The sequence below is a fragment of the Pseudomonas medicaginis genome (assembly GCF_965119365.1).
GTDB lineage: Bacteria > Pseudomonadota > Gammaproteobacteria > Pseudomonadales > Pseudomonadaceae > Aquipseudomonas.
This window is the reverse complement of the sequence record NZ_OZ221631.1, coordinates 6,431,308-6,449,857: the sequence shown is the minus strand read 5'-3', so window position 1 is coordinate 6,449,857 and position 18,550 is coordinate 6,431,308. Positions and strand designations below refer to the sequence as shown.

The following is an 18,550-nucleotide window of genomic DNA, read 5'->3' as shown; positions in this document are numbered from 1 at the left end:
GCAAGCTCGCTCCCACAGTGGATATGCGGCAATGCAGAAAACTTTGTGGGAGCGAGCTTGCTCGCGATGAAGCCCGTCCAGCCGATACAAAACTCACTGCCCAAACAACACCTTCAGCCCCTCAGGCGAAGTCAACATCCCATCCCCGTTATGCCCCACCCCGGGCACTTCGATCAGCCGCTGGTTCAATCCCTCGGGATGACGTCGGGTCAGGTAGTCAAAAAAGAAATGCCCGCGCAGTAACCGATACGGTCCCTGGGTCTGTGCTTCGCAGCCTTTATCCAGCGCCGGATGTTCCGGGTCGGTGTCTTGTTGCCCGAGCAAATAGACGATGTCGCGTTTGACGTAGTTATCTTCCAGTTGCGCGGGCGTTTGCCCCGCCGCGTAGGCTGGCAAGTTCTGCAGGCCGTACTTCCAATGATTGAAGCCAGGGCAACTGGCAGGGTCGAAAGCCATGGGCCGTTGCGCATCGAAGTAGGCATAGGACGACGGGTTGGCGACGACGAAGCGCGGGCTGATCCTGAAGGGGCCGTGGGCGAGCAGGGCATAGCGCTGCACGACCTGGGCGCCGCCGGAATGGCCGGCGATGACGATGTCCTTCACTTCGGGAAACTGCTGCCGGTCACTGACCCGCGCGACGATGTCGTCGAGGACCTGGAAGGAACTGATCGGATTGGGCCCTGTGGACAAGCCACCGGCCATCCAGTCGTTGCCCCGCCAGCGCAGCAGATCATTGGGCAATGTGTGGCGAGCCACGTCCTGCTCGTTGAGGAATTGCGGGGCGATGATCAGGGTCGTGCCCTGCTGCCCGGCTTGCCCTGCAGCCTTTTCGGCGCTGTGCAGGTAGGTGTCGGCATTGCGCAGCCGACCATGGAGGATGATCAGCACGCGTTGGATGGACGCCGGGGGCGGGCTGACGGCGACGACCATGGCACCACCCTTGAGTTGCAGGCGTCCTTGGGCGACCACCTTGACGCCGTGCTCCTCGGCCTGGGCAACGGCGCAGCACAGCACCAGCCCGATCAACGTCCCCCACTTCATCTACAGGCTTTTCGCCGCGAACGTGTCGCACTGGCTGACCTGGCCCTGGGCGAAGCCGGTCTTGAACCAGCGCACTCGTTGCGCCGAAGTGCCATGGGTGAAGGAGTCCGGCACCACGCGACCCTGGCCTTGTTGCTGCAGGCGGTCATCGCCGATGGCGTTGGCGGCGGTCAAGGCCTCTTCGATGTCCCCCGGCTCCAGCCAGTTCAGGCGTTTTTGCGCATGGTTGGCCCAGACGCCGGCCAGGCAATCGGCCTGCAACTCCTGGCGTACCAACAGGCCGCCGTCGCCTTCCATCTGCCGGCCTTGCTGGCGGGCTTCCTGGATTTTCGCCGACACGCCCAGCAGCGTCTGCACGTGATGCCCGACCTCGTGGGCAATGACGTAGGCCTGGGCGAAATCGCCGGCGGCGGCGAAGCGTTGGGACATTTCCTTGAAGAAACTCATGTCCAGGTAGACCTGCCGGTCCGCCGGGCAATAGAAGGGGCCGGTCGCCGAGGAGGCCAGGCCGCAAGCCGAGTTGACCCGACCGCTGAACAGCACCAGTTTGGGTTGCTGGTACTGGCGTCCGGCCTGCTGGAAAACCTGGCCCCAGGTGTCTTCGGTATCGCCCAGGATCGAGCGCACGAACTCGGCCTGTTCATCGTTGGCCGGTGGCGCCTGGCGGGTCTGTGATGAGGTGGGCGCGGATTGGTCCATCTGCCCGGCCAGTTGACCGAGAATCTGCATCGGGTCCTGGCCGGTGATCCAGCCGATGCCGACGATCAGGAGAATGGCCGTCAGGCTCAAACCCTTGCCGCCGCCGAAACGCATTCCGCCACCGCCCCCACCGTCACCACGGGCGTCCACCACGTTGTCACTGCGGCGACCTTTTTTCCATAACATGTGGGAATCCTCTGAATGACCCTGCGAGAAATGACTGCTGTGGCGGTGAGTCTAGCTTTTAGGCGTCCAAGGTGCGCGCCGCGCTTGAGCTGTCAGGCAACGGACATGGGTTTTGGTTCATCGGTGAGCCGATCCTGCCGGGCTCCGGAATTTTCATTACACTGCGGATTCAGAACTTATCGGCATGCTCGCTGGCCCAACAACTGCATCGTGCGTCACGGCCCTTACATCAAGCAACGCAGGTTTCCCTCATGACCGTCAGCACACCGCTCTCCGGCGTCAATCAGGCTTTCAAGGGCATCGTGCTTATTCTGATCGCAACGTTCCTGTTCTCCAGTCATGACGCATTGTCCAAATACCTTTCCGGCTTTTATCCGATCGTTATGGTGGTCTGGGCACGTTACGTGGTGCACACGTTGTTGATGGCGGGTATTTTCCTGCCGCGCTCGGGGCTGCGGGTGCTGCGTACCAAGCGTCCGATGTGGCAGTTGGCCCGGGCGTTGTGCCTGCTGGGCACCAGTCTGTTTTTCACCACCGCGCTGATGTTCATACCCTTGGCCGAAGCGACGGCGGTCAACTTCCTCGCGCCCGTGCTGGTGACTGCGCTGTCGGTGCCGTTGCTGGGCGAACGCGTGACGCGCGGTCAATGGATTGCGGTGATCTTCGGTTTTATCGGGGTGTTGATCATCGTCCATCCCGGCGGCGATCTGTTCACCCCGGCGGTGTTGTTGCCGTTCTGTTCGGCGTTGTTTTTCTGTTTCTACCAACTGCTCACGCGCAAACTCAGCGAGATCGACAGCCCGACCACCAGCAACTTTTTCGCTGGCCTGTGCAACACGTTGGTGATGAGTGCGCTGGTGCCGTTCTTCTGGCAAGTGCCGAGCCTGGCGCACGGGGCGATGATGTTGGCGCTGGGGGCCTGCGGGATGACGGCGCACCTGATGCTGACCCAGGCCTTCCGTTTTGCCGCCCCGGCGCTGCTCGCGCCGTTCGGGTATTGCCAGATCGTGTTTGCCGGCCTGCTGGGTTGGTTGCTGTTCAACCATACGCCGACGCTGACCACCGTGGTGGGCATCGCCCTGATCTGCTTGAGTGGGCTGGCGGCGGCGTGGCAACAGCGGCGCAAGTAACCGGATCTGTTTGGACCGGGGAAGTGATGGCTCTGCGGCGAGGGATTTAGCGAAACGTCGCACCGCCCCTCGCCACAAAGCTGGGTTCCTGCCTCAATGACTAATCAGCTTTCCAGGGTTGGCACCTTGCGCGGCGCCATGAAGTACAGCCAGATCAGGGCAATGAAGTACATCGCCGGAATCAGGGTGAACAGTACGGTGTAGTTGTTATGGGTGATCGTGAGGACGTGGCCCACCAACTGGGTCATGAACATCCCGCCGATGGCCGCGCACATGCCGCCGAAGCCGAACACCGTGCTCATCATGTGCTTGGGCGTGTAGTCCATCACCAGGCTCCAGATGTTGGCGGTCCAGGCCTGGTGCGCACCGATGGCCAGGGAAATGGCGAACACCGCCATCCACAGGTTGCTTGCGCCCGCGGCCATGATCACGCCGATGATGCAGCAGGCGAACAGCAGCATGGACACCAGTCGCGCCTTGATCGGATTGAGCCCGCGCCCGATCAGGAACGACGACAGGATGCCGCCGCCCACGCTGCCGAAGTCGGCGGTGAGGTAGATGATGATCAGCGGGATGCCCATCTGGGTCACGTTAATGCCCAGGTTGTATTGCTGGTTCAGGAACGGCGGCAGCCAATAGAGGTAGAACCAGAACACCGGCGCGGTGATCGAGTAGGCGAGGGCGAACGCCCAGGTGCCGCGCATGCGCAGGATGCGTGAGAACGGTACGCGGACCTGGTCCGGTTCGTCCTGGGCCTGGATGTAGTCCAGTTCAGATTGCTTAACGCTGGGGTGGTCTTCGGGGTTGAAGTATTTCAGGCCCCAGAACAGCAGCCAGATCCCGCCCAGGGCGGCCATGCACAGGAACGCGGCCTGCCAGCCCCAGACATGCAGGACCAGCGGCAGCAGCATCGGGGTGAACATCGCGCCGACGTTGGTCCCGGCGTTGAAAATACCAGTGGCCACGGCCCGTTCGCCTGCCGGGAACCACAGCCGGGTGGTTTTCACACAGGCCGGGTAGTTGGCGGCTTCGGTGAGACCGAGGATGAAGCGGCAGACCATGAAGCCCACCGCCGACGTGGCCAGGCCATGGGCGCCGGTCGCCAGGCTCCAGAGCAGCACGGCGCAGAAAAACACGCGCTTGACGCCGATCCGGTCGATCAGTCGCCCCTGCAACACGAAGCCGACGGCATACCCGACCTGGAACCAGAAGTTGATGTTGGCGTAATCCATCGCCGTCCAGCTCATTTCCTTGGCCAGGATCGGCTGCATGACGCCGAGGGCGGCACGGTCGATGTAGTTCAGGGTGGTGGCGAAAAACACCAGGGCGAGCATGCCCCAACGGGTCTTGCCCACGGCCAGGGCACTGCGGATCTTGTCAGCGACGCTGTCGGTGGAGGCACCCAGGCCAGGGGCCAGGCGGGAACTTTGGGAAGGAAACATAGCGGGTACCCGTTTTTTGAAATTCTTATGGTCGGTCTGGGGCTGTCCATTGCCGTCGGCATCAAGGCCTGCGTCAATGTGGGGCCGATGGTGCGCAGTGAGCAAAAAATCGTCAATTCGGCAATCGGCATTTTGTTCGATAATCGCCCAAAAAACTAACCGGATGGTACATATTAAATTGCTGAAAGAAACCGGCAGCTCAATAATCGGCTGACTCTTTCAAAAGCGGCGCACCTTTTGTAGCCGATGCCTGTCCCGGGAGCCGAAGTCATGCAGCGTTCCATTGCCACCGTATCCTTGAGCGGTACCTTGCCGGAAAAACTCGAAGCCATTGCCGCCGCCGGTTTTGACGGGGTGGAAATTTTCGAGAACGACCTTCTCTATTACGATGGCAGCCCTCGGGAAATCAGGCAGATGTGCGCCGACCTGGGCATTGCCATCACGCTATTCCAACCGTTTCGTGACTTTGAAGGCTGCCGCCGCGATCGCCTGTCGCGCAATCTGGAGCGGGCCGAGCGCAAGTTCGACTTGATGCAGGAACTGGGCACCGACCTGGTGCTGGTGTGCAGCAATGCCTCGGCCGACAGCGTCGGCGATGAACGGATTCTCATCGATGACCTGCGCCTGCTGGCCGAACGGGCCGGTGCGCGTGGCTTGCGCATCGGTTACGAAGCGCTGGCCTGGGGACGCCACGTCAATACGTATCAACAGGTCTGGGACATCGTGCGCCAGGCCGACCACCCGAGCCTGGGCGTGCTGCTCGACAGCTTCCATACCTTGTCCCTCAAGGGCGATCCGAGCGCGATCGCCGAGATCCCCGGCGACAAGATTTTCTTCGTGCAAATGGCCGACGCCCCGATCCTGGCCATGGACGTCCTGGAATGGAGCCGGCATTTCCGTTGTTTTCCGGGGCAGGGCGAATTTGACTTGCCGGGGTTCCTGGCGCCGATCATCAAGAGTGGTTATACCGGGCCGCTGTCCCTGGAAATCTTCAACGACGGTTTCCGCGCCGCGCCGCCACGGGCCAATGCCGCCGACGGCCTGCGCTCGCTGCTGTACCTGGAAGAAAAGACCCGCCAGCGCCTGGCCGAAGAAGCGAGCGCCGCTGGCAACGCCGATATCCTGTTTGCCACGCCACCGGCCTGCGAATACGACGGCATCGAATTCCTGGAGTTCGCCGTGGACGATAACCTCGGCGCCAAGCTCTCCCATTGGCTGGAGCGGCTGGGGTTCGTCAAGGCCGGCCAGCACCGTTCGAAGAATGTCAGCCTGCTGCGCCAGGGCGATATCAACCTGATCCTCAACAGCGAACCGTACTCCTTCGCCCACAGTTTTTTCGAAGCTCACGGCCCGTCGTTGTGTGCCACCGCCGTACGGGTGAAAAACAGTGCCAGCGCCCTGGAGCGGGCCGTTGCCTACAAGGGCCAGCCCTATCGCGGGTTGGTGGGGCCCAATGAGCTGGAGCTGGCGGCGGTGCGCGCACCGGATGGCAGCCTGATTTACCTGGTGGACCAGGAGGCCGACGTCTACGGCACCGATTTCAACCTGCAAACGGTGGCGGTCATCGGCGCGGGGCTCAAGCGCATCGATCACATGGCGATGGCGCTGCCGGCCGACAGCCTCGACAGTTGGGTGCTGTTCTACAAGAGCCTGCTGGATTTCGAGGCCGACGACGAAGTGGTCTTGCCCGACCCCTATGGCCTGGTAAAAAGCCGTGCGCTACGCAGCCGTTGCAGCTCGATCCGACTGCCGTTGAACATTTCCGAGAACCGCAACACCGCGATCTCACACGCGTTGTCGAGTTATCGGGGCTCCGGCGTGCATCACATCGCCTTCGATTGCGACGACATCTTTGCCCAAGTCAGCCGGGCCAAGGAGGCTGGCGTGCCATTGCTGGACATCCCGCTCAATTACTACGACGACCTGGCGGCGCGTTTCGATTTCGACGACGAGTTCCTCAGCGAACTGGCCTATTTCAACGTGTTGTACGACCGCGACGCCCAGGGGGGTGAGCTGTTTCACGTCTACACCGAGCCGTTCGAAGGGCGGTTTTTCTTCGAGATCATCCAGCGCAAGAACGGTTACGGCGGTTATGGCGCCGCCAATGTCGCGGTGCGCCTGGCGGCCATGGCCAAGTCCCGCAGCGGTGGCTTGCGGCACGCCAAGTTGTAGGGAAATCGTAAAACGTAGTGGTAATGGGCCGTGCCGTGGCTTCCTTCAGTGCACGGTGCGGCCCATAATCGCCAGCCTGTGCAGTGACGGCCGTGAGCCCCGCAATGACTATGAATCCAGAGCTTTCCGCAGCGCTCGACGAACCTGTCGCCACGCCGCGCAAGAGTCGCAAGAACAACCCGGAAAAGACCCGGGAAAACATTCTTCAGGAAGCCATCGTCGAGTTCGTCCAGCAAGGCCTGGCCGGCGCCCGGGTCGACGCCATCGCCGAGCGCATCCACACCTCCAAGCGCATGATCTATTACTACTTCGGCAGCAAGGAGCAGTTGTACGTCGAGGTGCTGGAAAAGCTCTACGGTGACATCCGCACCACCGAGAGCCGCCTGCATCTGGCTGAACTGGCCCCGGTGGACGCGATCCGGCGCCTGGTGGAGTTCACTTTCGACCACCACGACCGCAATGTGGATTTCGTGCGCATCGTCTGCATCGAGAACATCCACAACGCCGAGTACGTGAAGCAGTCTGGCGCGATCAAGGCGATGACCAACACCATCCTCGATTCCCTGGGCGTGATCCTGCGGCGCGGCGCCGAAGAGGGCGTGTTCCGTGCCGGGCTCGAGCCGCTGGATGTGCATTTGCTGATCAATTCGTTCTGTTTCTACCGGGTGTCCAATCGCCAGACGTTTGGCGAGATCTTTCAGATCGACCTGTCGGACGAAGCGATCAAGCAGCGGCATCGCGAGATGGTCTGTGAATCGGTATTGAGATACTTACAGGCCTGACACCCTCGTCTGTGGGAGCGGGCTTGTGTGGGAGCGAGCTTGCTCGCGATAGCGGTCGATCAGCCAGTATCGATTGCGAGTGACACACCGTCATCGCGAGCAAGCTCGCTCCCACAAATCATTCCCACAAAGGATTTATCACCAGGCTTTAGTGATTCATGCTTTGGAAATGCGCCAGCATCCGCTGCGCATCCGGCGCCACGCCGCTGAACAGTTCGAAGGCCTTCACCGCCTGGAACACTGCCATGTTGCCGCCATCCAGGGTGCGGCAGCCGATGGCCCGGGCGTTGCGCAGTAGCTCGGTTTCCAGTGGGAAGTAGACGATTTCCGCGACCCACAAGGCGCCCCGCAACAGCTCGACTGGCACCGGCATGCCCGGTAGCTTCGCCATGCCCATGGGGGTGGTGTTCACCAGGCCGTCGGCCTCGGCCATGGCGGTGGGCAGGTCATGCCCGGCGCGGGCGCGGCCAGCGCCGAAATGTTGATTCAAGTTGTTCGCCAGCGCCTCGGCACGGCTGACCTCGACGTCAAAAATGCTCAGGGTTTCCACGCCCTCCAGCAACAGCGCATGGGCCACCGCCGCGCCTGCGCCACCGGCGCCCATCTGGACCACGCGCTTGCGCGCCACATCCCCGAGGCCACGGCGAAAACCTTCGGCGAACCCCAGGCAGTCGGTGTTGTGGCCGATGCGTTTGCCCTCCTTGAGCACCACGGTATTGACCGCGCCAATACCGCGGGCCTCGGGTGACAGTTCGTCCAGCAGCGGGATGATCGCCTGCTTGCAGGGGAAGGTGACGTTCAGGCCGGTGAAGTCCATGCGTTCGGCGGCCACCAGCAGGTCGGCCAGGGCGCCGCTGTCGAGGTTCAGCGCGTCGAGGTCGATCAGCCGATAGAGGTAACGCATGCCTTGGGCATCGCCTTCCTGTTCATGCAGCGCGGGCGTGCGAGACGCCTGGATGCCCGCGCCGATGAGGCCGGCCAGCACAGTGATATTCGACATGGGCATCAACCCTTCAACCGCTGACTGAAATGTTCGAGGGCCAGGCGATAACCGTGGCTGCCAAATCCGCACATCACGCCAATGGCGATGGATGAGACGAAGGAGTGGTGGCGAAATGTTTCGCGGGCGTGGACGTTGGACAGGTGGACTTCGATCACCGGTACTTCGCTCGCGACCAGGGCGTCGCGGATCGCCACGGAGGTGTGGGTCCAGGCCGCCGGGTTGATGACGATACCGGCGCATCGGCCTCGGGCACCGTGAATCCAGTCCAGCAGTTCGCTTTCCTGATTGGTCTGGCGAAACTCCACCGCCAGGCCGAATTCTTCAGCGGCACGGCCGCACAGCGCCGAGAGGTCGGCCAGGGTTTCATGGCCGTAGGTTGCCGGCTCGCGGGTGCCGAGCAGGTTCAGGTTCGGGCCGTTGAGCACCAGAACGATCGGAGGCATCGCAATTTCTCCACATTTTTATTGTTGGTGTCGGCAGGGTTTCAGCCGGTGGAGATAAATTGTACTAGATGGTTAATTTGGTCAAATAAAGCCGATGTCATTGGCCATTAAGTGTTCGATGATCGAACAACGGGGCTTGCCGAGGTTAAAAGGGCATTGTGGCGAGGGGATTTATCCCCGCTCGAGTGCGCGGCGCTCGCAAGCGTTTGCAGGACTGAAGAGCTTGGGGCTGCTTCGCAGCCCAGCGGGGATAAATCCCCTCGCCACAGGGCAGTCCTTCAACTCGAAAGGAAGGGTTAGCGCCGAGTCAGCAACACCCCGGATTCCATGTGGTGGGTCCAGGGAAACTGATCGAACAATGCACAACGGGTGATGCGGTGGGTGTCGTGCAGTTGCGCGATGTTGGCCGCGAGGGTTTCGGGATTGCAGGAGATGTACAGGATATTGTCGAAGCGCCGGGTCAGCTCGCAGGTGTCCGGGTCCATGCCGGCGCGAGGCGGGTCGACGAAGACACTGCCGAATTCGTAGCTTTTGAGGTCGATGCCATGCAAACGACGGAAAGGCCGGACTTCGTTCAAGGCTTCGGTCAGCTCTTCGGCGGACAGGCGCACCAGGGTGACGTTATCCACCGCGTTTTCGCTGAGGTTGCTCAGCGCAGCGTTCACTGAGGTCTTGCTGATTTCGGTGGCCAGCACTTTGCGCACCCGGGTGGCCAGGGGCAGGGTGAAGTTGCCGTTGCCGCAGTACAACTCCAGCAGGTCGTCGTTGCGCTCGCCCAGCGCTTCAAAAGCCCAGTTGAGCATCTTCTGGTTCACCGTGCCATTGGGTTGGGTGAAGGCGCCTTCGGGCTGGCGATAGCTGAAGGTACGAGCGCCCACTTCGAGTTTCTCCACCACGTAGTCATGGCCGATCACTTCGCGCTTGCCCTTGGAGCGGCCAATGATGCTCACGCCCAGGTCAGCCGCCAGTTTCGAGGCGGCGGCGTGCCAGTGCTCGTCCAGCGGGCGGTGATAACACAGGGTGATCATCGCGTCGCCCGCCAGGGTGGTCAGGAACTCCACCTGGAACAGCTTGTGGCTCAGGGGCGCGCTGGCTTGCCAGGCGGCCTTGAGTTGCGGCATCAACTGGTTGATGCGCAGGCTGGCGATGGGAAACGCCTCAATGAGGATCGGTGTGCGCTTGTCGTCCTGGGAGAACATTGCGTAGTGCCGTTCGCCGGCCTCGCGCCAGAGACGGAACTCGGCGCGCAGGCGGAAGTTCTTCAGCGGCGAATCGAACACCGCAGGTTCTGGTGCATCGAACGGCGCCAACAGGTCGCGCAAGCGGGTGACCTTGTCCTGGAGCTGAGCGGCGTAGGCTTGGGAATCAAAAGTCATGCGTTGAACCAACCCAACTTGATCACGAACAGGATCGACAGAATGACCAGCGCCGGGTTCAGTTCACGGCCACGACCAGACACCAGTTTGATGGCGGTCCAGGCGATGAAACCGAAAGCGATGCCGTTGGCGATGGAATAGGTGAACGGCATTGCCAGGGCGGTCACCACCACTGGCGCGGCGACGGTGATGTCATCCCAGTCGATCTCCGCCAGGCCCGAGGTCATCAGCACGGCGACGAACAACAGGGCTGGGGCGGTAGCGAAGGCCGGGACGCTGGCGGCCAGTGGCGAGAAGAACAGCGCCAGCAGGAACAGGATCGCCACCACGATGGCGGTCAGGCCGGTGCGGCCGCCGGCACTGACGCCCGCCGCCGATTCGATGTAGCTGGTGGTGGTGGAGGTGCCCAGCAGCGAACCGGCCATGGCGGCGGTGCTGTCGGCGATCAGTGCGCGGCCCATCTTCGGCATGTGCCCATCCTTGCCCATCAGCCCGGCGCGCTTGGCGACGCCGATCAGGGTGCCGGAGTTGTCGAACAGGTCGACGAACAGGAAGGCGAAGATCACGCTCACCAGACCGATGTCCAGGGCCCCCTTGATGTCCAGCTGCAGGAAGGTCGGGGCCAGGGAGGGCGGCATCGACATCACGCCACCGAACGGGGTGAAGCCCATGAGAATCGAGACGAGGGTGACCGCGAGGATGCCGATCAGCACCGCCCCGCGCACTTTCAGCGCTTCGAGGGCGACGATCAGGACAAACCCCAGGGTCGCGAAGATCGGCGCCGGTTGCTTCAAGTCGCCGAGGCCGACCATGGTCGCCGGGTTTTTCACCACGATGCCGGCATTGTTCAGGGCGATCAGCGCCAGGAACAGGCCGATGCCGGCGGCAATGGCCGAGCGCAGCGGCAGCGGGATGCTGTTGATGATCCACTCGCGGATCCGAAAGATCGACAGCAGGAAGAACAGCACGGCGGAGATGAACACCGCGCCCAGCGCTACCTGCCAGGTGTGGCCCATGTGCAGGACCACGGTGTAGGTGAAGAAGGCGTTCAGGCCCATGCCCGGGGCCAGGGCGATCGGGTAGTTGGCGATCAGGCCCATGACCGTGGAGCCAATGGCCGCAGCCAGGCAGGTGGCGACGAACACCGCACCTTTGTCCATGCCCGTTTCGCCGAGGATGCTCGGGTTGACGAACAGGATGTAGGCCATGGCCAGGAAGGTCGTGACGCCTGCCAGGATCTCGGTCCGCACGTTGGTGTTGTGTGCCTTGAGTTGAAACAGCCTTTCCAGCATGTCTGCTCCCCGTGGCGCGCCCGGCGCCGTGAATGTATCGACCTCAACAGCAAAGCACAGGTCGCCAGCGGCGCCCGGGAATTTTCTGCGGGTCGGAAAAAGCCGCGCATCATACCAGCAGCGTGGCGTTGTGGCTGCGATCGTCGTCGATGTTTTGCCAACGCGCCAAGTGGGCCATACTGCGCGCGGTTCCGGGAGGTCTCTATGGTTCATACGAATAAACAGCTGATGGCGGCCCTGGGCTGCGCGCTGGGCCTGTGGTTGCCCGGGCAGGTTGCCAATGCTGCCTCGGCGCCGCCCTTGAGTGAGGTCAAGGTGCTCAAGGTCGAATCACCGGCCTGTGGCTTCGAGGACATTGTCCCGGGGCAGGCGCAGACGCGTTGCGATCACGGCCCGAGGATCAAGGTCTACGTGCTGGAGGTCGGCTATGGCCGTCAACCCCATGTCACCCTGGACGGCTTTGAAGTCGACGGCACCCGCTCGCCCGTGTGTGCGTACAGCAATGGCAATCTCAATGACTGCTCCGTGCGGACCAAAGTCGTCGGCTACCTGTACATCTTCGACCTGAAGGGCAAGCAAGAGGGCACCTTCAGCTTCAGCAACCAGTCGATCAACGCGCCGGGCAACCGGATCTCGACCCAGCTGTATATAAAATGACCTTCCCGGATAACCTGCCCGACGCGGCCTGGCAAACCTGACTAGTCTTCAGGAACCACCCAGCGGAGAGCGCCCATGATGCCTGGAACCAAGATCCCCCGAGCCCTGATCGCCGTCGCCGAGGGTGTCGATGACTTGCAGACGGTCACCCTGATCGATGTGCTGCGTCGCGCGCAGATCGAAACCGTGGTGGCGAGCATCGAAGGGCGGCGGATGCTCACGTGCGCCCGCGGCACGCGCCTGACGGCCGATGGCATGCTGGTGGACATGCTCGTGCAGGATTTCGACCTGGTCGTCCTGCCGGGCGGCATCATCGGCGCTCAGCACCTGGCGGCCCATCAGCCGCTGCAACAACTGATCAAGGGCCAGGCCGCCACCGGACGTTTCTTCGCCGCCATCGCCGAAGCCCCGGCCCTGGCGCTACAGGCCTTTGGCGTCCTGCGCCAGCGGCGCATGACTTGCCTGCCGGCGGTGAGCCAGCAACTGTCCGGTTGCAGCTTTGTCGATCAACCCGTGGTGGTGGATGGCAACTGCATCACGGCCCAGGGTTCGGCCGCTGCCCTGGCGTTTGCCTTGACGTTGGTGGAACAACTCAGTGGCAAGGGCGTGAGGAGTGTGGTGGCGGCGGAGTTACTGGCCTGACAGACATCAGGCGTGTTGTGGGAAAGGTTCAATCACAGGTTGCACGCGCCGCTCGGCTTGCCACAAATCGTAGTCGCTCTGGACGCCCAGCCAGACCCTGGCCTTGCCGATCCCGGCACGCTCCAGGCGCACAGCCAGGTCGGGGCTGATGGGCGCATGGCCATGCAAGACCCGGGAAAGGTGAGGCCGGGCGAAACCCAGGTGTCGCGCCAGTTCGGTGACGGTGATGCCCAGTTCGGGCAGCACGTCCAACCGCAAGGTTTCGCCGGGGTGTGGCGGATTGTGCATGGGCATGTTCCAGCCTCCTGATCTGGAAGGATCTAATCATGGAATAGAGTGTAAGGCGATACATTACACTCGGTGCGGTACATATATACCGCACAGGCCTGTTGAATCCATGCTTCTTTCATCGCCGCAGCATCGCAATTGCCTTGAACGCTTCGCCTCACCCTGAAGTCGTACCCCTTATGACGGCGGTTTCCTAAAACGCCGCGAGTACGACCAACCGTGAGGTGTTCCATGAGCGCGACCCTGTCCGAAGCGACGCCGACGTCCTTCGTCCGTCATCCGATCCGTCTGACACTCAATGGCCAGGTGCATGAACTGCAGGTGTTGCCCTGGACCACCTTGCTCGACCTGCTGCGTGAGCAACTGGACCTGGTGGGCAGCAAGAAAGGCTGCGACCACGGCCAGTGTGGCGCCTGTACGGTGCTGCGCGATGGCAAGCGGATCAATGCCTGCCTGACCCTGGCGGTAATGTGCGATGGCGCCGAATTGACCACCATCGAAGGCCTGGCCGGTGATGACGGATTGCATCCCATGCAGCAGGCGTTTATCACCCATGACGCGTTCCAGTGCGGCTACTGCACGCCGGGGCAGATCTGTTCAGCGGTGGGGCTGGCCAACGAGGGCAGGGCGCAGACCCGCGCGCAAATCAGTGAACTGATGAGCGGCAACCTGTGCCGCTGCGGCGCCTACACCAACATTCGCGATGCCATCGAAGACGCTCTGCCACTTTGCCAGCAGGGAGGTGATCAATGAATCCCTTCCAATACAGCAAGCCCGACACCGTGCAGGCCGCCGTCGATCTGTCGAGCCCGGTTTCCCGCTTCATCGCCGGCGGCACCAACCTGCTGGACCTGATGAAGGAAAACCTCACTCGCCCGGAACATCTGATCGACATCACCGGGTTACCCCTGGCTGACCTCAGTGAGACCCCTTCCGGCGGGGTGATGATCGGAGCCTTGGTGAGCAACGCCGACCTGGCCTGGCACCCCTGGATCGAGCGCCGTTATCCACTGCTGGCCCAGGCCATCCTGGCGGGCGCCTCGCCCCAACTGCGCAACATGGCCAGCACCGGCGGCAATCTTCTGCAACGCACCCGCTGCTATTACTTCTATGACGCGGGCGTACCGTGCAACAAGCGCCGGCCCGGCAGCGGTTGCCCGGCCCGGAACGGTTTGAATCGGATCCACGCGATTTTCGGTGCCAGCGATCAATGCGTCGCCACCCATCCCTCCGACATGTGCGTGGCCTTGGCCGCCCTGGAAGCGGTGGTCCATGTGCTGGGTCGAGGCGGGGCGCGGACCATCGAGTTCGCCGACTTTCATCGCCTGCCCGGCGATGCGCCGGAGCGCGATAACCAGTTGGCCGACGATGAGCTGATCACTGCCATCGAATTGCCTGCCGCCGGTTTTGCCGACCATAGCCAATACCTGAAGATCCGTGATCGCGCCTCCTACGCCTTTGCGCTGGTTTCGGTGGCCGCGGCGCTGGAGCTGGACGGGCCGGTGATTCGCCAGGCGCGCCTGGCCCTGGGGGGCGTGGCGCACAAGCCCTGGCGCGACCGGGCGGTGGAGAACTGGCTGACCGGGCAGACCGTCAGCCGCGAAACCTTCACCGCCGCCGCCGACGCCTTGCTGCAAAACGCCGAGCCGCTGGAGCACAACGGCTTCAAGGTCAGACTGGCGCGCCGGGCCATTGTCCGCGCCTTGAGTGATGCCGCGCTGGGTAACGCACCGCAGGGAGGACACGCCTGATGAACGCTCCGAGCAAATCCATAGGGCAGCCACTCGACCGGGTCGATGGCCTGCTCAAGGTAACGGGACAAGCCCGTTACGCCGCTGAATACCCCGAGGACGGCTTGCTGCACGGCAGCGTCGTGTCCGGCACGGTGGCCCGTGGCCGTGTGCGGCGCATCGATGCTTCCCGGGCCCTGGCGCTGCCCGGCGTAGTTGCGGTCATCGACCACACCAACCGGCCGAGAATCGCCAGCTATGACGAGCCCTACCAGGATGCCGATGCGGCGGACGGCTCGCCGTTCCGGCCGTTGTACAACGACCAGGTGCTCTACAGCGGCCAACCACTGGCCCTGGTGGTGGCGCAAAACCTTGAACTGGCCCGGTATGCCGGTTCGCTCGTTGAAATCGAATACGAAGCCGAGGGTCATCAGACCGATCTGATCACCCTGCAAAACGACGCCCATCCGGCACCGGCTGAACTGCCCAAGCCCCGTGGGAATTTTCAGGGCGAGTACGCCAGCTCCGCGCTCAGCGTGGACGTGTCCTACAGCACGCCCATTGAACACCACAACCCCATGGAGCCACATGCTTCCACCGTGCTGTATCAGCCTGATGGCAGCCTGCACATCCATGACAAGACCCAAGGCACGCAGAACTGCCAGGCCTATGTGCAAAAGGTCTTCGGGCTTGAGAAGGAGCAGGTACGAGTGTTTGCCGCGTTTGTTGGCGGCGCCTTTGGTTCCGGGCTGCGCCCGCAGTATCAATTGCCACTGGCCGTGATGGCGGCTTTGGCCCTCAAGCGCTCGGTGCGGGTCAGTCTGACGCGCCAGCAGATGTTCACCTTTGGTTATCGGCCACGAACCCTCCAGCGCGTGCAGCTGGGAGCGGCGGCCAATGGTCGCTTGCTGGCCGTGGCGCACACCGCCGTCGGCCAGACCTCGCGCTTCGAGGACTTCACCGAGCACGTGGTGGAGTGGAGCGGCATGCTCTATCACTGCGACAACGTGGCGTTGACCTACAAGTTGGTGCCACTGGACGTCTACACCCCCCTGGACATGCGCGCCCCTGGTGCCGCCCTCGGGCTGGTTGGCCTGGAATGCGCCATGGATGAACTGGCCTGTGCCTTGGCGATCGATCCGATCCAACTGCGCTTGATCAACTACGCCGAACGCAACGAGAACGAAGGCAAGCCGTACTCCAGCAAGGAACTGCGTGAGTGCTATGCCCAAGGCGCCCGTCGTTTCGGCTGGGACAAGCGCAACCCGGAACCGCGCAGCATGCGTGAAGGCCGGCAACTGGTGGGTTGGGGCATGGCCGGCGGCGTGTGGGAGGCGATGCAGCAGAAGGCCACTGCCCAGGCTTCGCTGGATACCAATGGCAAGCTGACCGTCAGCAGCGCCACCACGGACATCGGCACCGGGACCTATACGGTCATGACCCAGATCGCCGCCGAGGCGTCAGGCGTTTCCCTTGAAAACGTCACGTTTGTCCTGGGAGACTCGTCGCTGCCCACCGCGCCCCTGCAGGGCGGTTCGTTCACCGTCTCGTCGGTGGGCACCGCCGTGCAGCAGGCCTGCGAAGCACTGAAGGACAAACTCCTGGCCGTGGCTCGCCAGGCCTGTCCCGCCTTCAGTGGCGCGACCCTCGAGCAAGTGACGTTCGTCGACGGCCAACTGCGGCTGGGCGAGGCGAGTATCGCCCTGGCGGAGCTGGCGCAGAAGAGCGGGGAGACACCGTTGCAGGCCCAAGTCACCGCCGAGCCGGATGCAAAACGCCAGGCCTACGCCACGGCCACCCACTCGGCGGTGTTCGTCGAGGTGCTGGTGGACGAAGACCTGGGGACGGTGAAGGTCAATCGTGTAGTCAGCGCCATTGCCGCCGGCCGGGTCATCAACCCGAAAACCGCCCGCAGCCAGATTCTCGGCGGCGTGGTGTGGGGTGTCGGCATGGCCCTGCATGAAGAGACCCTGACCGATCACGCCCTGGGTCGCCACATGAACCACAACCTGGCCGAGTATCACCTGCCGGTCAGCGCCGACATCGGCGACATCGAGGTGATTTTCGTCGAGGAGCATGACGAGATCGTCAATGCGCTCGGGTCCAAGGGTGTGGGTGAAATCGGTGTCGTCGGGGTGGCTGCGGCGGTAGCCAATGCGATTTACCATGCCACCGGCAAGCGGGTGCGGGACTTTCCCATCACCCTCGATAAGTTGCTCTAGGCTTTTGCTTCATCCACCGGTTCGTGCATCCGGTCACGGTTGGCCAGGGTCGGGAACAGTTTGATCCAGGTTCCGGTGACCAGCAGCGTGCCGACACCGCCCATGACCACCGCCGGCACGGTGCCGAACCAGTGGGCGGTGAGGCCGGACTCGAACTCGCCCAACTGGTTCGAGGCGCCGATGAACAGCCCGTTCACCGCGCTGACCCGGCCGCGCATTTCATCCGGTGTTTCCAGTTGTACGAAGGAGGCGCGGATCACCATGCTGATCATGTCCGCCGCGCCCAGCACCACCAGCACCGCCAGGGAAAACCAGAACGAGGTGGAAAGCCCGAATGCAATGGTGGCGACGCCAAATACGCCTACCGCCGTGAACATCACCCGGCCGACTTTGCGCTCCACGGCAAACCGCGCCAGCCACAGCGACATCAGCAAGGCCCCGACCGCCGGTGCCGAGCGCAACAGGCCCAGGCCCCAGGGGCCGGTGAGCAGGATGTCCTTGGCAAACACCGGCAGCAACGCCGTCGCGCCGCCGAGCAACACCGCGAACAGGTCCAGGGAGATCGCCCCGAGAATGTCCGGGCGGCTGCGAATGAAGCGAATCCCGGCCAGCAACGAATCCAACGTCGCCTTGCCTTTGTTCAGCGGCATCTGCCGGGCGGGCAGGTTGAGCATCAGGCAGCAGGCAATCAGGTAAAGCACCACGGTGGGCCCATAGACCCAGACACTGCCGAAGGCGTAGAGCAAGCCGCCAAGGGCCGGGGCGACGATGGTGGCCGACTGCTGGGCCGATTGCGCGGCGGCCACGGCGCGGGGAAACAGGCCTGCCGGCACGATGCTCGGCAGCAACGCCTGGGTGGTCGGCATCTCGAAGGAGCGGGCGGCGCCCAGGAGGAAGGCGAGGATGAAGATCAATTCCCGCGTGACATGGTCGGTGGCGCTACCGACCGCCAGCGCCAGGGCAATCAGGGCTTGCAGTGACTGGCAAAGCGCCGCGACCTTGCGCCGGTCATAGCGGTCGGCCACGTGTCCGGTGTGGAGCATGAACAGCACGCGCGGGGCAAACTCCACCAACCCCACCAGACCCAAGTCGAGGACGTTGCCGGTCAGTTGATAGAGGTTCCAGCCGATGGCCACGGTGAGCATCTGGAAGCCGCTGGCGGTGAATATCCGGGCCAGCCAGAAGGCGATGAAGGGACGATGGTGACGGAGCAGCAGCGGCGCTTGGCTGGGCATCTATGACGGGTCCGGTGGTGAATGCCACGAGATTATCACCGAGCTGTAACCGGAAGTTGCGATGACTGGAAAAATAGTTAGCCAAGCATCGATCTCGCGATGACTTGATCTTGTGGCGAGGGGATTTATCCCCGCTGGGTCGCGAAGCGGCCCCAAAGTGCTTGGTGGCCGGGGGATTTTGGCGAGTGCTGCGCACTCGAACGGGGATAA

17 protein-coding genes are annotated in these 18,550 nt (G+C 62.8%); 8 read left to right on the top strand and 9 right to left on the bottom strand.

Features of this window, described 5'->3' with window-relative positions; translation table 11 throughout:
- Positions 1-93 precede the first annotated feature (93 nt).
- Both ACMTA2_RS28480 and ypfJ read right to left on the bottom strand, forming a co-directional pair.
- Entirely contained in the window at positions 94-1,041 is a 948-nt protein-coding gene (locus tag ACMTA2_RS28480) for an alpha/beta fold hydrolase (protein WP_413792746.1), read from the bottom strand.
- Positions 1,042-1,926 (bottom strand): KPN_02809 family neutral zinc metallopeptidase, encoded by an 885-nt coding sequence (gene ypfJ / locus ACMTA2_RS28475; protein WP_413792745.1) that lies wholly within the window; start codon positions 1,924-1,926, stop codon positions 1,042-1,044.
- 251 nt (positions 1,927-2,177) lie between these two features.
- Here ypfJ and ACMTA2_RS28470 point away from each other — a divergent pair, with 251 nt between their 5' ends.
- Entirely contained in the window at positions 2,178-3,056 is an 879-nt protein-coding gene (locus tag ACMTA2_RS28470; protein WP_413792744.1) for a DMT family transporter, read from the top strand.
- Positions 3,057-3,160: 104 nt separating this feature from the next.
- Here the strand turns inward: ACMTA2_RS28470 and ACMTA2_RS28465 are convergent, their stop codons facing one another.
- Positions 3,161-4,498, bottom strand: a complete 1,338-nt coding sequence (locus ACMTA2_RS28465) for an MFS transporter (protein ID WP_413792743.1) — start codon at positions 4,496-4,498, stop codon at positions 3,161-3,163.
- A 270-nt stretch (positions 4,499-4,768) separates the two neighbouring features.
- Between ACMTA2_RS28465 and quiC the strand changes: the two genes are divergently transcribed.
- Both quiC and ACMTA2_RS28455 read left to right on the top strand, forming a co-directional pair.
- Positions 4,769-6,670, top strand: a complete 1,902-nt coding sequence (gene quiC, locus ACMTA2_RS28460; protein WP_413792742.1) for a 3-dehydroshikimate dehydratase QuiC — start codon at positions 4,769-4,771, stop codon at positions 6,668-6,670.
- Positions 6,671-6,774: 104 nt separating this feature from the next.
- On the top strand, positions 6,775-7,452 hold the full coding sequence (locus tag ACMTA2_RS28455; protein WP_413792741.1) for a TetR/AcrR family transcriptional regulator: 678 nt from the start codon (positions 6,775-6,777) through the stop codon (positions 7,450-7,452).
- Between the two features lie 148 nt (positions 7,453-7,600).
- Here the strand turns inward: ACMTA2_RS28455 and ACMTA2_RS28450 are convergent, their stop codons facing one another.
- From ACMTA2_RS28450 to ACMTA2_RS28435, 4 genes are all read right to left on the bottom strand, one after another.
- Positions 7,601-8,452, bottom strand: a complete 852-nt coding sequence (locus ACMTA2_RS28450) for a shikimate dehydrogenase (protein ID WP_413792740.1) — start codon at positions 8,450-8,452, stop codon at positions 7,601-7,603.
- Between the two features lie 5 nt (positions 8,453-8,457).
- The gene (aroQ, locus tag ACMTA2_RS28445; RefSeq protein ID WP_413792739.1) at positions 8,458-8,898 is read right to left on the bottom strand and encodes a type II 3-dehydroquinate dehydratase; all 441 of its coding nucleotides are present in this window, start codon (positions 8,896-8,898) and stop codon (positions 8,458-8,460) included.
- Positions 8,899-9,194: 296 nt separating this feature from the next.
- Entirely contained in the window at positions 9,195-10,274 is a 1,080-nt protein-coding gene (gene trmA / locus ACMTA2_RS28440) for a tRNA (uridine(54)-C5)-methyltransferase TrmA (RefSeq protein ID WP_413792738.1), read from the bottom strand.
- The gene (locus ACMTA2_RS28435) at positions 10,271-11,566 is read right to left on the bottom strand and encodes an NCS2 family permease (protein WP_413792737.1); all 1,296 of its coding nucleotides are present in this window, start codon (positions 11,564-11,566) and stop codon (positions 10,271-10,273) included. Before ACMTA2_RS28435 ends, trmA begins: the two co-directional genes overlap by 4 nt.
- Positions 11,567-11,794: 228 nt before the next feature.
- Between ACMTA2_RS28435 and ACMTA2_RS28430 the strand changes: the two genes are divergently transcribed.
- Both ACMTA2_RS28430 and ACMTA2_RS28425 read left to right on the top strand, forming a co-directional pair.
- A complete protein-coding gene (locus ACMTA2_RS28430) occupies positions 11,795-12,223 on the top strand; it encodes a DUF4879 domain-containing protein (protein WP_413795736.1) in 429 nt (142 codons plus the stop codon).
- 75 nt (positions 12,224-12,298) lie between these two features.
- The gene (locus ACMTA2_RS28425) at positions 12,299-12,865 is read left to right on the top strand and encodes a DJ-1 family glyoxalase III (protein WP_413792736.1); all 567 of its coding nucleotides are present in this window, start codon (positions 12,299-12,301) and stop codon (positions 12,863-12,865) included.
- A 6-nt stretch (positions 12,866-12,871) separates the two neighbouring features.
- Here the strand turns inward: ACMTA2_RS28425 and ACMTA2_RS28420 are convergent, their stop codons facing one another.
- A complete protein-coding gene (locus ACMTA2_RS28420) occupies positions 12,872-13,159 on the bottom strand; it encodes a HigA family addiction module antitoxin (RefSeq protein WP_413792735.1) in 288 nt (95 codons plus the stop codon).
- 225 nt (positions 13,160-13,384) lie between these two features.
- Here ACMTA2_RS28420 and ACMTA2_RS28415 point away from each other — a divergent pair, with 225 nt between their 5' ends.
- The 3 genes from ACMTA2_RS28415 to ACMTA2_RS28405 are packed head-to-tail and all read left to right on the top strand — an operon-like array spanning position 13,385 to position 17,105.
- Positions 13,385-13,906: a (2Fe-2S)-binding protein gene (locus ACMTA2_RS28415; RefSeq protein ID WP_413792734.1), complete on the top strand. Its 522-nt coding sequence runs from the start codon at positions 13,385-13,387 to the stop codon at positions 13,904-13,906.
- Positions 13,903-14,904 (top strand): FAD binding domain-containing protein, encoded by a 1,002-nt coding sequence (locus ACMTA2_RS28410; protein ID WP_413792733.1) that lies wholly within the window; start codon positions 13,903-13,905, stop codon positions 14,902-14,904. The genes ACMTA2_RS28415 and ACMTA2_RS28410 overlap by 4 nt, the downstream gene beginning before the upstream one ends.
- Positions 14,904-17,105 carry a xanthine dehydrogenase family protein molybdopterin-binding subunit gene (locus ACMTA2_RS28405; protein WP_413792732.1) on the top strand — a complete coding sequence of 734 codons (2,202 nt, stop codon included), beginning with the start codon at positions 14,904-14,906 and terminating at the stop codon, positions 17,103-17,105. Before ACMTA2_RS28410 ends, ACMTA2_RS28405 begins: the two co-directional genes overlap by 1 nt.
- Here ACMTA2_RS28405 and ACMTA2_RS28400 read toward each other — a convergent pair.
- The gene (locus ACMTA2_RS28400) at positions 17,102-18,340 is read right to left on the bottom strand and encodes an MFS transporter (protein ID WP_413792731.1); all 1,239 of its coding nucleotides are present in this window, start codon (positions 18,338-18,340) and stop codon (positions 17,102-17,104) included. The two genes, ACMTA2_RS28405 and ACMTA2_RS28400, sit on opposite strands and share 4 nt — an antisense overlap.
- Positions 18,341-18,550: the final 210 nt, after the last annotated feature.

Coding starts and splice junctions, on each gene's coding strand:
- ACMTA2_RS28480 (WP_413792746.1), bottom strand. CDS start 1,041: ATGAAGTGGGGGACGTTGATCGGGCTGGTGCTGTGCTGCGCCGTTGCC.
- ypfJ (WP_413792745.1), bottom strand. CDS start 1,926: ATGTTATGGAAAAAAGGTCGCCGCAGTGACAACGTGGTGGACGCCCGT.
- ACMTA2_RS28470 (WP_413792744.1), top strand. CDS start 2,178: ATGACCGTCAGCACACCGCTCTCCGGCGTCAATCAGGCTTTCAAGGGC.
- ACMTA2_RS28465 (WP_413792743.1), bottom strand. CDS start 4,498: ATGTTTCCTTCCCAAAGTTCCCGCCTGGCCCCTGGCCTGGGTGCCTCC.
- quiC (WP_413792742.1), top strand. CDS start 4,769: ATGCAGCGTTCCATTGCCACCGTATCCTTGAGCGGTACCTTGCCGGAA.
- ACMTA2_RS28455 (WP_413792741.1), top strand. CDS start 6,775: ATGACTATGAATCCAGAGCTTTCCGCAGCGCTCGACGAACCTGTCGCC.
- ACMTA2_RS28450 (WP_413792740.1), bottom strand. CDS start 8,452: ATGTCGAATATCACTGTGCTGGCCGGCCTCATCGGCGCGGGCATCCAG.
- aroQ (WP_413792739.1), bottom strand. CDS start 8,898: ATGCCTCCGATCGTTCTGGTGCTCAACGGCCCGAACCTGAACCTGCTC.
- trmA (WP_413792738.1), bottom strand. CDS start 10,274: ATGACTTTTGATTCCCAAGCCTACGCCGCTCAGCTCCAGGACAAGGTC.
- ACMTA2_RS28435 (WP_413792737.1), bottom strand. CDS start 11,566: ATGCTGGAAAGGCTGTTTCAACTCAAGGCACACAACACCAACGTGCGG.
- ACMTA2_RS28430 (WP_413795736.1), top strand. CDS start 11,795: ATGGCGGCCCTGGGCTGCGCGCTGGGCCTGTGGTTGCCCGGGCAGGTT.
- ACMTA2_RS28425 (WP_413792736.1), top strand. CDS start 12,299: ATGATGCCTGGAACCAAGATCCCCCGAGCCCTGATCGCCGTCGCCGAG.
- ACMTA2_RS28420 (WP_413792735.1), bottom strand. CDS start 13,159: ATGCCCATGCACAATCCGCCACACCCCGGCGAAACCTTGCGGTTGGAC.
- ACMTA2_RS28415 (WP_413792734.1), top strand. CDS start 13,385: ATGAGCGCGACCCTGTCCGAAGCGACGCCGACGTCCTTCGTCCGTCAT.
- ACMTA2_RS28410 (WP_413792733.1), top strand. CDS start 13,903: ATGAATCCCTTCCAATACAGCAAGCCCGACACCGTGCAGGCCGCCGTC.
- ACMTA2_RS28405 (WP_413792732.1), top strand. CDS start 14,904: ATGAACGCTCCGAGCAAATCCATAGGGCAGCCACTCGACCGGGTCGAT.
- ACMTA2_RS28400 (WP_413792731.1), bottom strand. CDS start 18,340: ATGCCCAGCCAAGCGCCGCTGCTGCTCCGTCACCATCGTCCCTTCATC.